Source organism: Rhodococcus sp. NPDC058505, assembly GCF_042720095.1.
GTDB lineage: Bacteria > Actinomycetota > Actinomycetes > Mycobacteriales > Mycobacteriaceae > Rhodococcus_G.
The window spans coordinates 24,937-38,965 of sequence record NZ_JBHXNB010000019.1 but is presented as its reverse complement, the minus strand read 5'-3'; the positions used below and the strand labels follow the sequence as shown (position 1 = coordinate 38,965).

General features: G+C 68.1%; 13 protein-coding genes. 11 read left to right on the top strand and 2 right to left on the bottom strand.

The window, feature by feature from the left end; genetic code table 11:
* Positions 1-17 precede the first annotated feature (17 nt).
* On the bottom strand, positions 18-1,130 hold the full coding sequence (locus ACFWPA_RS14860) for an acyl-CoA dehydrogenase family protein (RefSeq protein WP_378507354.1): 1,113 nt from the start codon (positions 1,128-1,130) through the stop codon (positions 18-20).
* A 70-nt stretch (positions 1,131-1,200) separates the two neighbouring features.
* The gene (locus ACFWPA_RS14855) at positions 1,201-2,376 is read right to left on the bottom strand and encodes an acyl-CoA dehydrogenase family protein (protein WP_378507353.1); all 1,176 of its coding nucleotides are present in this window, start codon (positions 2,374-2,376) and stop codon (positions 1,201-1,203) included.
* Between the two features lie 224 nt (positions 2,377-2,600).
* Here ACFWPA_RS14855 and ACFWPA_RS14850 point away from each other — a divergent pair, with 224 nt between their 5' ends.
* The 11 genes from ACFWPA_RS14850 (at position 2,601) to ACFWPA_RS14800 (ending at position 13,830) form a co-directional block, all read left to right on the top strand.
* The gene (locus ACFWPA_RS14850; protein ID WP_378507352.1) at positions 2,601-2,795 is read left to right on the top strand and encodes a ferredoxin; all 195 of its coding nucleotides are present in this window, start codon (positions 2,601-2,603) and stop codon (positions 2,793-2,795) included.
* Between the two features lie 132 nt (positions 2,796-2,927).
* Positions 2,928-3,833 (top strand): 3-oxoacyl-ACP reductase, encoded by a 906-nt coding sequence (locus ACFWPA_RS14845; RefSeq protein ID WP_378507544.1) that lies wholly within the window; start codon positions 2,928-2,930, stop codon positions 3,831-3,833.
* A 616-nt stretch (positions 3,834-4,449) separates the two neighbouring features.
* Entirely contained in the window at positions 4,450-5,214 is a 765-nt protein-coding gene (locus ACFWPA_RS14840; protein ID WP_378507351.1) for an MlaE family ABC transporter permease, read from the top strand.
* Between the two features lie 4 nt (positions 5,215-5,218).
* Entirely contained in the window at positions 5,219-6,070 is an 852-nt protein-coding gene (locus ACFWPA_RS14835; RefSeq protein WP_378507350.1) for an MlaE family ABC transporter permease, read from the top strand.
* 5 nt (positions 6,071-6,075) lie between these two features.
* Positions 6,076-7,257 (top strand): MCE family protein, encoded by a 1,182-nt coding sequence (locus tag ACFWPA_RS14830; RefSeq protein ID WP_378507349.1) that lies wholly within the window; start codon positions 6,076-6,078, stop codon positions 7,255-7,257.
* Complete coding sequence (locus ACFWPA_RS14825) at positions 7,257-8,282, top strand: MCE family protein (protein ID WP_378507543.1); 1,026 nt, start codon at positions 7,257-7,259, stop codon at positions 8,280-8,282. The genes ACFWPA_RS14830 and ACFWPA_RS14825 overlap by 1 nt, the downstream gene beginning before the upstream one ends.
* Positions 8,279-9,331: an MCE family protein gene (locus ACFWPA_RS14820; protein WP_378507348.1), complete on the top strand. Its 1,053-nt coding sequence runs from the start codon at positions 8,279-8,281 to the stop codon at positions 9,329-9,331. Before ACFWPA_RS14825 ends, ACFWPA_RS14820 begins: the two co-directional genes overlap by 4 nt.
* Positions 9,328-10,608 carry an MCE family protein gene (locus ACFWPA_RS14815; RefSeq protein WP_378507347.1) on the top strand — a complete coding sequence of 427 codons (1,281 nt, stop codon included), beginning with the start codon at positions 9,328-9,330 and terminating at the stop codon, positions 10,606-10,608. Before ACFWPA_RS14820 ends, ACFWPA_RS14815 begins: the two co-directional genes overlap by 4 nt.
* A complete protein-coding gene (locus ACFWPA_RS14810; RefSeq protein WP_378507542.1) occupies positions 10,608-11,834 on the top strand; it encodes an MCE family protein in 1,227 nt (408 codons plus the stop codon). The genes ACFWPA_RS14815 and ACFWPA_RS14810 overlap by 1 nt, the downstream gene beginning before the upstream one ends.
* Positions 11,831-13,246, top strand: a complete 1,416-nt coding sequence (locus ACFWPA_RS14805) for an MCE family protein (RefSeq protein ID WP_378570706.1) — start codon at positions 11,831-11,833, stop codon at positions 13,244-13,246. Before ACFWPA_RS14810 ends, ACFWPA_RS14805 begins: the two co-directional genes overlap by 4 nt.
* Positions 13,213-13,830, top strand: a complete 618-nt coding sequence (locus tag ACFWPA_RS14800) for a hypothetical protein (protein WP_378507345.1) — start codon at positions 13,213-13,215, stop codon at positions 13,828-13,830. The genes ACFWPA_RS14805 and ACFWPA_RS14800 overlap by 34 nt, the downstream gene beginning before the upstream one ends.
* Positions 13,831-14,029 lie beyond the last annotated feature (199 nt).

Genomic DNA, 14,029 nt, shown 5'->3' with positions numbered 1-14,029 from the left:
GGCGCGCAGTGTAGGGATCAGGCAGGGACGTCGGCCAGCGTCTGTCCCAGTCTGCGGAGCTGCTCCGTCGCGGACCCGAGCGCGAACTCGTTGTGCTTGGCGGCGAGGAAGTAGCGGTGCACGGGGTGGTCACGGTCCAATCCGACGCCGCCGTGCACGTGGATCACCGTGTGCGCGACGCGGTGCCCGGCGTCCGCAGCCCAGAACTTCGCGGTCCGCACCTCGGCGTCGGCCGGCAGGTTCTCGCCGAGCAGCCACGCGGCCTGCCACAGCGTCGACCGGACCGCCTTGACGTCGATGAAGGCGTCCGCGAGCCGCTGTGCCACGGCCTGGAAGCTGCCGATCGGGCGGTCGAACTGCACCCGCTCGCGGGCGTATTCGGAGACGAGTTCGAGGGCGCGTTCGAGCGTGCCGAGCTGCAGGGCGGCCAACCCGACCGCCGCGCGGTCGAGGATCCAGCCGACCACCTCGGCGCCGCGCTCGGTGCCGCCGAGCAGCTGTGCGGTGACCGCACCGGACAGGTCGACGATCGCCTCGGCGCTGTAGTCGGTGGTGAGCTGCCGATCGATCCGGACGCCCGGCGCTGCGGGGTCGACAACGAACACCGCGACGCCGTCGGGGGTGGTGGCGGGGACCAGGATCGTGTCCGCGAACGCGGCGGCCGGGACCGTGATCTTGGTTCCGGTGATCGTCCAGCTGGCGCCGCTGCGTTCGGCGCGGGTGGCCGGGTGCGCCGGGTCGTGGTTGAGTTCCTCGGCGAGCGCGACGGTCACGACCGCAGAGCCGTCGGCCGCTCGCCGCGCCAGGTCGCGCTGGGCGTCGTCGCCGAACTCGGCGAGCGCCGACCCGGCGAGCATGATCGAGCTCAGATACGGCACGGGAGAGAGGGTTCGGCCGATCTCGCGGAGCACGGAGCACTGCTCGAGGATGCCGAATCCGCCACCGCCGACCGACTCGGGCAGGGCCGCCGCGAGGACACCCGCGTCGGCCAGCGCCTGCCACAGCGTGCGGTCGAAACGGTCCTCGGCGGCATCCATCTCGCGCAGCCGGTCGTTGGTGGTGAGCTTCTCGGTGATGCTCCGGGTGAGCTGTTCGAGGTCCAGTTGGGCCTCGGTGAGGGTGAAGTCCACGGTGATTCCTTCGGGTGCGGTCCTGGGTGATGTGGGGTGGCCGACGTCAGCACTCGGCCGGTGGCCGACGTCAGCGCCTGGCGGGCGGCTGTCCCAGTGCGGTCATGGCGAGGATGTCGCGCTGCACCTCGTTGGTGCCGCCACCGAAGGTGAGGATCAGCGACGAACGGTGCATCCGCTCGACCCGGCCCCGCAGGATCGCGCCCGTCGAGTCCTGCCGCAGGTAGGCCAGGGGTCCGAGGACCTCCATCAGCAGTCGGTATGCCTCGGTGGCGAATTCGGTGCCGAACACCTTGCATGCCGATGCGTCGCCCTTGCTCGGCGCGTCCGCGGACGCGACCTCCCAGTTCAGCAGCTTCAGGTACTCGACCTTGGCGTGCACGCGGGCGAGGTTGATCTGGGCCCATTCCTGGTCGATCACCCGGCGGCCGTCGGCCAGCTTGGTGTTCTGCGCCCACTCGACGGTGGCGCGCAGCGCACCCTGGATCGGCGCAGCGGACACCAGCGCGACCCGTTCGTGGTTGAGCTGGTTGGTCATCAGCGACCAGCCGCCGTTCTCCTCGCCGACCAGGGCGGACGACGGGACGCGGACGTCCTGGTAGTAGGTGGCGCTGGTGTCCGGGCCCGCCATCGTGTGGACCGGCGTGTACGAGAAGCCGTCCGCGGTGGTGGGGACGATCAGCATGCTGATGCCCTTGTGCTTCTTGGCGCTCGGGTCGGTGCGCACCGCGAGCCAGACGTAGTCGGCGTAGGCGATGAGGCTCGTCCACATCTTCTGGCCGTTGACGATGTAGTCGTCGCCGTCCTTGACCGCGGTGGTGCGCAGGCTGGCGAGGTCGGTACCCGCGCCCGGCTCGGAGTAGCCGATCGAGAAGTGCAGTTCACCGGCCGCGATCTTCGGCAGGAAGAACTTCTTCTGCTCCTCGGAGCCGTAGTGCATGATCGTCGGGGCGACCGAGTTGATGGTCAGGAACGGAACCGGTGCGCCCGCGATCGCGGCCTCGTCGGTGAAGATCAGCTGGTCGAACGCGGAGCGTGCCTGTCCGCCGTACTCCGTGGGCCAGCCCAGCGCCAGCCAGCCGTCGCGGCCCATCTCCCGGACGACGTCGCGGTACACGGTGCCCGAGCCGTACTCGCCGGTCTGGGCGGCCAGCGCTTCGCGGCGTTCGGGAGTGATCAGCTTCGCGAAGTACGCGCGCAGTTCCTCCCTCAGCTTCTGCTGTTCCGCGGTGTAGGTGATGTGCATGATCCCTCTCCGGTCTGACACAGGTTCTAGTGATCGCCAACGGTGCCGGGCGCGTTCTGGCGGGGCGCCTCGTGCTGGGCCGTCTTTTGGCCCGTCGTGGCCGGTTTTTCGCATCATTGCACAGGCGTGGAACGGGTTCTAGTCTAATGATGGATCTGGCCGTGGACACAGCCCATCGTCCGTCCGGTCAGCCGTTCCGATCCCAGCAGAAATGAGGTTCATCAATGGAGGTCAAGGTCGATTTTGACCGGTGTGAGGCGAATGGCGTCTGCGTCGGTGTCGCGCCCGACGTCTTCGATCTCGATGACGACGACAACCTGATCGTCACGCAGCCCGTCGGCGACGACCCGGAGACCGTCGCACTGATGAAGGAGGCCGTCTCGCAGTGCCCGCGCGCGGCGCTCACGCTCGTGCTCTGAGAATCGAACCTTGCCGCGAATGAGAACACGTTCTAAAGTGACTGCCGTCACGAACGGGGCGATGTTCTCTGTACGATCCTTCCGCCCGTTCCACACCTGATTCTCGACCTATTCACGAAGGCAGTGGTGAGATTGGCTAGTCGCGAGGTAAGTCTGGACGGCAAGGTTGCGATCGTCACGGGTGGGGCCTCGGGCCTCGGCAAGGCCGAGGCCCTCGGCCTTGTTCGCTCCGGAGCGAACGTCGTCGTCAACGACCTCGCGGCGGGCGAGCAGTCGGACGCCCTGCTCGACGAGATCCAGGCCATCGGCGGCAAGGGGGTGTTCGTCCCCGGTGACATCGGCGAGCGCTCCACCGCCGATGCCCTGATGACGGCAGCCCAGGAGCTCGGCGGCGTCGACATCGTGGTCAACAACGCGGGCATCGTCCGCGACAAGATGCTGTTCTCGATGTCCGACGACGAGTGGGACCTGGTGCTCAAGGTGCACCTGCGCGGTCATTTCCTGTTGTGCCGCAACGCAGCCGTGCACTGGCGCGCCGAGTCCAAGGCGGCGGGCGCTCCGGTGTACGGCCGGCTGATCAACACCTCCTCGGAGGCCGGTCTGCTCGGCCCGGCCGGGCAGCCCAACTACGGTGCCGCGAAGGCCGGTATCACCGCGCTGACGCTGTCCGCCGCCCGCGGGCTGGAGCGCTACGGCGTCCGCGCGAACGCGATCTGCCCCCGGGCCAGGACCGCGATGACCGAGAACGTCTTCGGTGACGCGCCCGAGGGCGCCGTCGACCCGCTCTCGCCCGAGCATGTGGTGAACCTCGTCTCGTACCTGGCCTCGCCCGCCGCGGATGCCGTGAACGGCCAGGTCTTCATCGTGTACGGGCCGATGGTTGCGCTGATGGCCGCGCCGGTCGTCGAGCAGCGTTTCGACGCGCCGGACGCGGAGTGGAGCCCGGCCGGGCTCGCCGAGTCGATCGGCGGCTACTTCGACGGCCGGGAACCCGGTCGGATGTTCGCCGCGACCGAGGCCGTCAAGTCGCTGGGCTGACGCCGTGCGCCGAACTCTCGGCGCGCCAGTTCGTTCGCAGTTAAAAGAACTCTGTGGTTTCCCGCATTCTGCGGCGCCGACCGGACATGATGTGGCGGAATGGACGCGGCCTCGACCGTGGGTACGAGGACGTGCCCGGCGGCCACGCGTGCGGTCGGGGTCGGGGTGGCCGTGTGTCCGGCCCGTGAGCTCGGAGTTCGCGACGCGGGGCGGAGGGGTTGCCGTTCGGGCGCTCGTCCGCCCCGTCGCTTCTGGGCCGGTGTGTCGGACGCCGGCTGTCCCACCCGGTGAAAGGTGAAGGCAGGCAACGTGAGTCGTTCAAGGATGCGTCGGAGGGTGGCATATGCGGCCGCCGTGCTCGGTCTCGTGAGGGTCGACGACCGCCTGTTCGCCGGGCTGGACGGTTCGATGAACGCGTCCTCGGCCTCGGGCAGGCCCCGACTGTCTGCATCCGCTCTGACCAGTGGTGACGGCCGGGACGGTGGACGGCTTTGACAGGTGAACGTGTTCTATTTAGTATGACCCGCATCACAGATCCTGGGGGGAATCGACACGTCTTCCCAACCGTGGTGCGCGCCCATCCCGCCACGCGAACGACCCTTGACGAGGAGGACCGATGAACGACCTCCTTGCCGTGCCGCTCCGTGCGGTCGGCGGATTTTTCCAGATGACCGCGGAAGTGTTCCGCGCCATGGTTCGACCCCCCTTTCAGGGCCGGGAGTTCGTCGACCAGTCGTGGTTCGTCGCGCGGGTGTCGATGGTCCCCACCGTCCTCGTCGCGATCCCGTTCACCGTGCTGGTGAGCTTCACCCTCAACATCCTGCTCCGCGAGATCGGCGCGGCCGACCTGTCCGGAGCGGGCGCCGCACTCGGCGCGGTCACCCAGGTTGGCCCGATGGTGACGGTGCTGATCGTCGCCGGTGCCGGCGCGACCGCGATCTGCGCGGACCTCGCAGCCCGCACCATCCGCGAGGAAATCGACGCGATGCGGGTGCTCGGCATCGACCCCATTCAGCGGCTCGTCGTGCCGCGGGTGCTCGCATCCACGGTGATCGCGCTGCTGCTCAACGGCCTGGTCAGCACCATCGGCATCGCGGGCGGCTTCGCCTTCTCGGTGCTGCTGCAGGACGTGAATCCCGGCGCGTTCGTCAACGGGATCACCCTGCTCACCGGTTTCGGTGAGCTGATGATCTCGCAGCTCAAGGCAGGCCTGTTCGGCATGATCGCTGGCCTGGTGGCGTGCTACCTCGGTCTCAACGTGAAGGGTGGTGCGAAGAGCGTGGGTGATGCCGTGAACCAGACGGTCGTCTTCGCCTTCATGGCGCTGTTCGTCGTCAACGTCCTGGTCACCGCCATCGGCATCAAGCTGACGGCGGGGTGACGGGATGGCATTCGCACTGACCGGAAAGTTCCGGGGCACCCGCCGCCGCCTGCACAAGGTCGGACTCGGTGTCGACAGCGTCGGTGAGCAGGCCCTGTTCTCCTGGCGGGCACTGGTGTGGGCGCCCCGCGCCCTGATCCACTACCGCAAGGAGACGATCCGGCTGATCGCCGAGATCGGCATGGGTACCGGCGCACTCGCCGTCATCGGCGGCACCGTGGTGATCGTCGCGTTCCTGACGCTGGCCTCCGGCGCGGTGATCGCGGTCCAGGGCTTCAGCTCGCTCGGCAACATCGGCGTCGAGGCCCTGACCGGCTTCTTCTCCGCGTTCATCAACGTGCGCATCGCCGCCCCGGTGATCGCGGGCATCGGGCTTGCCGCCACCATCGGCGCAGGCTCGACCGCACAGCTCGGGGCGATGCGGGTCTCGGAGGAGATCGACGCGCTCGAGGTGATGGCGATCCCGTCGATCCCGTACCTCGTCAGCACCCGGGTGATGGCCGGGATGATCGCGATCATCCCGCTGTATTCGCTCGCCGTCGTCGCGTCGTTCATCGCCAGCCGGTTCGCGACCGTCGTGATCAACGGCCAGTCGCCGGGCGTCTATGACCACTACTTCTCGACGTTCCTGATCCCGACCGACATCCTGTGGTCGTTCGCGCAGGCGATCGTGATGGGTGTCGCGGTCATGCTGATCCACACCTACTACGGGTACAACGCCAGTGGCGGCCCCGTCGGGGTCGGTGTCGCGGTCGGCAACGCCGTGCGGACCTCGCTGATCGCGGTCGTCACGGTCACCCTGCTCATCTCGCTCGCCGTGTACGGCGGGTCCGGCAACTTCAACCTCTCGGGGTAGCGCGCATGTCCGATTCCTCAGCAAAGAAGAAGGTCGCCGCGCTGATCCTCGTCGGCAGCCTCGTGGCCATCACCACCACCGCGCTGGTGATGTTCTCCGGCGGGTTCAAGGACACCGAGCCGGTGACGGTCACCGCGCAGCGGTCCGGCCTGGTGATGGACCCGCAGGCCAAGGTGAAGATGCGCGGGGTCGAGGTTGGCCGCGTCGGCTCGATCGACGAGGTCGACGGTGAGGCCGTGCTGCACCTCGACATGGATCCCTCGCAGCTGCACCTGATTCCGTCGAACTCGACGGTGGAGATCAAGTCCACCACCGTGTTCGGTGCGAAGTACGTCAACTTCGTCGAGCCCGAGAACCCGTCCTCGCAGTCCCTGGCGGCGGGCACGAACATCGCGGCGACGTCCGTGACGGTTGAGTTCAACACGCTGTTCCAACACCTGTCGACGCTGCTGCAGCAGATCGAGCCGGAGAAGCTCAACGCGACGCTCGGTGCGATCTCCGAGGCCCTCAACGGCCGCGGCGACCAGCTGGGCCAGCTGCTCGCGGAGACCGACTCGTATCTCAAGACGATGAACCCGGTGCTGCCGCAGCTGCAGAAGGACCTCGAGGCCGCCGCGACCGTGACCAACACGTTCGCCGACGTCACCCCGAACCTGATGACGCTGCTCGACAACGCGACCGCAACCAGTGGCTCGATCGTCGACGAGCAGGACAACCTGAACCTGCTGCTGATGAACGTGACCGGGCTCGCGAACACCGCCAACCAGGTGGTCACCGAGAACGAGCCGAACCTGACCAGGTCCCTCGACCTGCTCCGGCCGACCACCGCGATGCTCGCCGAGTACGCGCCGAGCGCGGCCTGTGTGATCGTCGGACTCAACAAGGTTCGTCCGCAGGCCGAAGAGATCATGGGTGGGTTGCAGCCCGGAGTCGCGCTGAGCACCAGCTTCCTGCCCGGGGCCGAGCCCTACACCTATCCGAAGGACCTGCCCAAGGTGAACGCCACCGGCGGCCCGAGCTGCTGGGGCCTGCCCAACTTCGACCCGAAGACCGACGGCAACGCGCCGTTCGTCGTCACCGACACCGGCACCGTGCCGTTCGTGCCGTCGACCAAGACGTCGCTGAACGTGCCGAAGATGTTCCAGTGGCTCTACGCGGGCGTCGCGCCGCAGGAAGGGCAGAAGTGATGCGGCCGACCGCGATCAAACTGACCGTCTTCGCGACCGTGATGGCGGTGATCTTCGCCGGGCTGGCGATCGTGTTCAGCCAGGCCCGGTTCAGCTCGACCGACGACTACCACGCCGAGTTCACCAGCGCCTCCGGGCTGCAGTCCGGGGACAAGGTGCGGATCGCTGGCGTCCCGGTCGGCTCGGTGACCGGCGTCGAGGTCGGCTCGGATGCCCTCGCCCACGTCGCGTTCGACGTCGATGCGAAGTACCCGCTGCTGCAGAGCACCCGGGCCACCGTCCGGTACGAGAACCTGGTCGGGGACCGCTACCTCGAACTGCTTGAGGGCGCCGGGTCGACGGACACCCTGTCCGACGGCGGCACCATCCCGGAATCGCAGACCTCGCCTGCCCTCGACCTGGACCTGCTGCTCGGTGGCTTCAAGCCGCTGCTCAAGGGCATGAGCGCGGACCAGGTGAACGACCTTACCGCGGCACTGCTCCAGGTGTTCCAGGGGCAGGGCGGAACCCTGGTCTCGCTGCTCGGCAACACCAGCTCGTTCACCAACACCCTCGCCGAACGGGACCAGCTGATCGGCGACGTCATCACCAACCTCAACACCACGCTGACCACGATTGATAACAGCGGTGAGCAGTTCTCCTCGACGATCGACGAACTGCAGCAGCTGGTCAGCGGCCTCGCGCAGGACCGGGATCCGATCGGCGCCGCGATCCCGCAGATCGCCACCGCCACCGGCGATCTCGCGCGGCTGCTGGAGGGGGCTAGGCCCCCACTGCAGGCCACCATCGCGGGTGCGCAGCAGGTCGCCACCCAGCTCGTCGACGGTGAGGACGACGTGCAGTGGGTGCTCGACCGCCTGCCGGACGCCTACCGCAAGCTGATCCGCACCGGCACCTACGGCAGCTTCTTCCAGTTCTACACCTGCTCGGTGAGCTTCAAGTTCTCCGCTCCGGACGGGAAGGACCTGCACGTGGCACTTCCGACGACCCCGACCCAAGAGACAGGGAGGTGCGCGTTCCGATGAGCATGCGCGAACGAAACCCCGTGCAACTCGGGGTCATCGGGCTCGTCGTCGCCGGCGCGCTGGTGATCGCCGGCCTGCAGTACGACCGGCTGCCGTTCATCGCCAGCGGCATCCACTACCAGGCGGAGTTCGCGGACGCGGGCGGGCTGCTCGTCGGCGACTACGTCACCGTCGCCGGCGTGAACGTCGGCAAGGTCGAGGCGATCGAGCTCGACGGCACCGACGTCCTGGTCGGCTTCACGATGCAGGAGTCGATTGAACTCGGGGACAGCTCCCGCGCCAGCATCAAGACCAACACCATTCTCGGGCGCAAGTCGGTGGAGGTGCTGCCGGAGGGCACCGAGATTCTTGCCTCCGGTGGCACGATCCCGTTGGACCGCACCACCTCCCCGTACTCGCTCAACGACGCACTCGGTGACCTGACCACCACGGTGTCCGAGCTCGACACCGGCCAGCTGAACGACTCGCTGAACGCGATGTCCGACGCGCTGGCGGACACACCGCCGGAACTGCGCACCGCGCTCGCGGGCGTCACCCGGCTCTCCGAGAGCATCAACGCCCGCGACGAGTCCCTCAAGGATCTGCTCGCGCGGGCCGAGAGTGTCACCGGCATCCTCGCCACCCGCAGCGACCAGATCAACGCGCTGGTCGTCGACGGCAACCACCTGCTCGGCGAATTGGACCGGCGGCGCACCGCGATCAGCGAGCTGATCACCAACGTGTCCGCGGTGTCGAGGCAGCTGACCGGGCTGGTGCAGGACAACGAGCAGCAGATGAAGCCGACGCTCGACAAGCTCAACGCCGCCGTGGAGATCCTGCAGCGCAACAAGGACAACATCAGCCGCGGCCTCGACGGGCTCGCCCCGTACGCGACCGCGCTCGGTGAGGCGGTCGGCAGCGGCCCGTTCTTCATGGCGTACGTCGCGAACTTCAGCGTCGGGGCGCTGACCCAGACCATGGTCGACCAGCTCGTCTGGCCCGAGCACGTGCCGAAGGACCTGCAACAGTTTCCCCCGCTCAAGACCGAGCTCAAGGATCCGAACCGATGAGCCAGCAAGCGAATTCGAAGAAGTGGCTGATCGGCGGCGGGATCGTCGCCGTGGTCGCCGCCCTCGTCGTGGGAGTCCTGTACTTCTTCCCCGGCATCGGAAAGACGACCATCACCGCCGAGTTCCCGTCGACCAGCGGCATCTACGCTGGCGACGACGTCCGGGTGCTCGGGGTGAAGGTCGGCACGATCGAGACGATCAACCCCACCGGCTCCGGCGCCACCGTGGTGATGAACATCGACCGCTCCGTGGACATCCCGGCCGACGCGAAGGCCGTCATCGTCGCGCCGAGCCTGGTCGCCGCGCGGTTCGTCCAGCTGACCCCCGTCTACGACGGCGGCGACGCGATGTCCGACGGCGCCGAGATTCCGCTGGAGCGGACCGCGGTTCCGGTGGAGTGGGACGAGATCAAGGCCGAGCTCACCAAGCTGTCCGAGGCCCTCGGACCGCAGGGTGCCGCCGACCAGGGGTCGCTGGGCACCTTCATCGACACCGCGGCCGCCAACCTGGACGGCAACGGCGACTCGCTGCGCACAACCCTGCGCGAGCTGTCCGACACGATGAAGACGATGTCCGATGGCCGGACCGACCTGTTCGGCACGATCCGGAACCTGCAGACCTTCGTCACCACGCTGTCGGCGAGCAACCAGCAGATCGTGCAGTTCGGCGGCAGGCTGCAGTCGGTGTCGTCGCTGCTCGCGGACACCAGCGACGAGCTGGGCACCGCGCTGACCGATCTCGACGTCGCGGTCGGGGACGTGCAGCGGTTCGTGTCGGAGAACCGGTCCTCGCTCACCGAGCAGGTGGAGCGGCTCGCCGACGCAACGGCGATGCTCGTGGACAAGCGCCCCGAGCTCGAACAGGTGCTGCACGTTGCGCCGAACGCGCTGGCGAACTTCAACAACCTCTACGCCCCGCGGCAGGGCTCGCTCAACGGCGCGATCGCCGGGTCCAACGCGGGTAACCCGATCAACATGATCTGCGGCATGATCCGCGGCCTGGAGAACAACGACTCCGACAAGAGCGCGGACCTGTGCGCGCAGTACCTCGGCCCGGTGCTGAACTCGGTCGCGATGAACTACCCGGGGATCCTGACCAACCCGGCGATCGGTACCACCGCCAACCCCGATCAGATCGAGTACTCGCCGCCGAGCCTCGCAGGTGAGGTCGCGCCGCGCACCGCTCCGGCGACCATCGCTGGCCCGCTCGCGGCCATGCCGACAGTGAACGTGCCCAAGAGTCTTGGGGCGCTCCTTAATCCGGGAGGCGGACAATGATGGCGCGCAAGCGCAGGGGCCGCAGGGCCGCCGTCGTCGCGGTGGCGTTGGGCTTGACGCTGACCCTGACCGCATGCGAGTGGGACGGGTTGAACTCGTTGCCGCTGCCCGGCACCCAGGGCACCGAGGACGGCTCCTACACCGTCCGGATCGAGATGCCGAATGTGACGACGCTGTCGCAGAACTCACCTGTCCGGGTGAATGACGTGACCGTCGGCGCCGTCACCGGCATCGAGGTCGACGGCTGGAATGCTCTCGTCACGGTGTCGCTGAACCCGGACGTGCAGCTGCCCGCCAATGCGACCGCGCGGATCGGTCAGACCAGCCTGCTCGGCTCCCAGCACCTTGAGCTCGCCCCGCCGGAGGGCATCGCCCCCGACGGAACGCTGCAGGACGGGGACGTGATCCCGCTCGACCGGGCAGGCGCGTACCCGACGACCGAACAGACCCTGTCGTCGCTGTCGGTGGTGCTCAACGGTGGCGGGTTGGCGCAGATCAACGACATCACCCGCGAGCTCAATGCCGCCTTCGACGGCCGGACCGACTCGATCCGGGATCTGCTGCCGCAGCTGGACAGCCTGGTCGGCAGCCTCGACCGGCAGCGCGGAGAGATCATCTCGGCGATGGAGGGCATCGACCGGCTCGCGGGCACCGTCAACCAGCAGACCGAGGTCCTCAACGCGGCGCTCGAGGCGGTTCCGCCCGCCCTGAACGTCCTCGTCGATCAGCGGCAGAATCTGACCAACGCGCTCGTCGCGCTCGGCACCTTCAGCACGACCGCAACCCGGGTCATCAACGAGAGCGGCGACGACCTGAAGGCGAACCTGGCCTCGCTGGCGCCGCTGCTCGACGAGTTGGCCAGTACCGGAAACAATCTCACCGAAGTGATGTCGCTGCTGTTCACCTTCCCGTTCGCGATGAAGAATATGGACCAGTTCATCCGGGGCGACTACGCGAACCTGATGATGATGGTCGATCTGACCAATGAACGGCTGGACCTGAACTTCGGCGGCGGCGGCATGGCGACCCGGCTGGCCGGGGTCGAGGGCGCGCTCGGCCAGTTCGCCGGGGCCGCCGGCGAGGCGGCCAATCCGCTTGACACGCCCGCGGCAAAGCAGCCGGACGCGCTCCAGGCCGAGCCGAAGCCGCCCGCCGCCATCAAGATTCCCGGCCTGCCGGACATCCAGATCCCCGGTCTGCCGCAGCTAGGAGCGCCGACGCCATGATGCTCACCAAGTTCGTCCGGGTCCAGCTGGTGATCTTCTCGATCCTGACGGTCATCGGACTCGCCGTGATGGCCACCCAGTATGTCCGGCTGCCCGCTCTGTTCGGGATCGGGCAGTACCGGGTGACCGTCCAATTGTCCTCCACCGGAGGGCTGTACGAGCACGCCAACGTCGCGTTCCGGGGCACCAACGTCGGCAAGGTGGAGTCGGTGACCCTCACCGACAGCGGGGTCGACGCGACCCTGTCGATCGGCAGCGGTTTCGACATCCCGGCCGATGTGGACGCCGCGGTGAAGAGTGTCTCCGCGATCGGTGAGCAGTACGTCGACCTGATCTCCCGCTCGGACGGCGAGCCCTATCTCGTCGACGGCGACGTCATCCCGGTGGACCGGACCTCGACCCCGCAGGACGTCGGCGACATGCTCGATCAGGCCGACAGCCTGGTCAAGAGCATCTCGAATACGCAGTTGCGGCTGGTCGTCGACGAATCCTTCAAGGCGTTCAACGGTGCCGGGCCGGACCTGCAGCGGCTGATCGACTCGGCGCGGCTGTTCGTACAGGAGGCGAACGCGAACGTCGACGCCACCAAGACGCTGATCGATCAGGCCGGTGCGCTGCTCGACACCCAGGTCGTCACCAGCGACGCGATCCGGTCCTGGACCCGGGATCTGGTCACCTTCTCCAACCAGCTGCGGGCCAGCGATCCGCAGATTCGGGGCCTGCTGGAGAAGGGGCCGGGTGCGGCCGCCGAGGCCACCGAGCTGTTCCAGGAGTTGCAGCCGACGCTGCCGCTGCTGCTGGCGAACCTGGTCAGCGTCGGTGAGGTCGGTGCCATCTACAACAAGAGCATCGAACAGGTCCTGGTGATCTACCCGCCGCTGGTCGCCGGCCTGATGACCGCGGCGTTCAAGGGCCCGATCGACGAGGGTGCCCTGGTGAACTTCCATCTCCAGGTGAACGACCCGCCGCCGTGCACCACCGGCTTCCTGCCGCCCGAGCAGCGTCGCTCCGGTGACGAGGTGTCGACTCCCGACACCCCGCCGAACCTGTTCTGCAATGTCGCGCCCGACGATCCGTCGGCCGTGCGCGGCGCCCGCAACTACCCGTGCATGGAGTTCCCCGGCAGGCGGGCCGCGAGCGTCGAGCAGTGCCGCGCGGGCGGTCACGTCGGGGCGGGCAACAACCCGCCCAGCGGCCCGGTCCAGGACCCGTCTGTACCCTCGTACACGACGGCCCCGGCTTCCTACAGCGGCGCCTCGGGAGTGCCCGCCACGGCGCGCCCGTACGACCCGACCACCGGCAAGTACGTCGGGCCCGACGGCCGCCTGTACGCCCAGCCCGCGCTGGCGTCGGGTGGAGAAGCAAGAGAGGACACGACGTGGCAGACGATGATGACACGTCAGCAGGGCTGACGACCCAGAACACCGAAGCTCCGAAATCGGTTGCTGCCGAATCGGATTCCATCGGCACCGGCGGACAGACCGGCGACGGCGACACCACCGCGGCGCCGGGCAGACGCCCCGGGATGCTCGCCTGGATCCTGGTCGGGGTGCTCGTCGCGGCACTGCTCGCGGCCGGGGTGTGGCTGCTGATCGAGCGCAGCGCCGCGCAGGACCGGGACGCGCAGCGCAATGCGTTCGTGCAGACCGCCCGCCAGACCGTGCTCAACCTGACGACGATCAAGCCGGACACCGCGAAGGAGGACGTCGAGCGGATCCTCGCCGGCGCCAGCGGCGAGTTCAAGTCCGAGTTCGACGGCCGCGAGGACCCGTTCGTCTCCGTCGTCAAGGAGGCCGGGGTGACCACCGTCGGCAAGATCCTCGAGTCCGGATTCGAGAGTCAGGATGGCGACACCGCCAAGGTTCTCGTCGCGGCCCGCGCCGATGTCAGCACCCCGGACGGCACCCAGAACGGCCCGCGGGACTTCCGGATGCGGGTCACCGTCACCGACGACGGCGGAACCATGACGGCCTCGAAGGTGGAGTTCGTGCCATGAGCGAAGCGAAGAATGTGCCGGGCGAAGCGAAGAATGTGCCGGGCGAAGCGAAGGATGTGCCCGGCGAAGGCAAGGACGCCCCCGGCGTCGACCTAGAGAAGGCGGCGCCGGCGGACGCCGACACGGCAACGGACGCGCCGGCAAAGGACGCCGACACGGCAGCGGATGCGACGGCAGCGGGCGAGCCCGCGGACCCGCC

Bases quoted from the DNA above. Each gene is read 5' to 3' on its own strand.
- ACFWPA_RS14855 (WP_378507353.1), bottom strand. From the start codon at position 2,376: ATGCACATCACCTACACCGCGGAACAGCAGAAGCTGAGGGAGGAACTG.
- ACFWPA_RS14850 (WP_378507352.1), top strand. From the start codon at position 2,601: ATGGAGGTCAAGGTCGATTTTGACCGGTGTGAGGCGAATGGCGTCTGC.
- ACFWPA_RS14840 (WP_378507351.1), top strand. From the start codon at position 4,450: ATGAACGACCTCCTTGCCGTGCCGCTCCGTGCGGTCGGCGGATTTTTC.
- ACFWPA_RS14835 (WP_378507350.1), top strand. From the start codon at position 5,219: ATGGCATTCGCACTGACCGGAAAGTTCCGGGGCACCCGCCGCCGCCTG.
- ACFWPA_RS14830 (WP_378507349.1), top strand. From the start codon at position 6,076: ATGTCCGATTCCTCAGCAAAGAAGAAGGTCGCCGCGCTGATCCTCGTC.
- ACFWPA_RS14825 (WP_378507543.1), top strand. From the start codon at position 7,257: ATGCGGCCGACCGCGATCAAACTGACCGTCTTCGCGACCGTGATGGCG.
- ACFWPA_RS14820 (WP_378507348.1), top strand. From the start codon at position 8,279: ATGAGCATGCGCGAACGAAACCCCGTGCAACTCGGGGTCATCGGGCTC.
- ACFWPA_RS14815 (WP_378507347.1), top strand. From the start codon at position 9,328: ATGAGCCAGCAAGCGAATTCGAAGAAGTGGCTGATCGGCGGCGGGATC.
- ACFWPA_RS14810 (WP_378507542.1), top strand. From the start codon at position 10,608: ATGGCGCGCAAGCGCAGGGGCCGCAGGGCCGCCGTCGTCGCGGTGGCG.
- ACFWPA_RS14805 (WP_378570706.1), top strand. From the start codon at position 11,831: ATGATGCTCACCAAGTTCGTCCGGGTCCAGCTGGTGATCTTCTCGATC.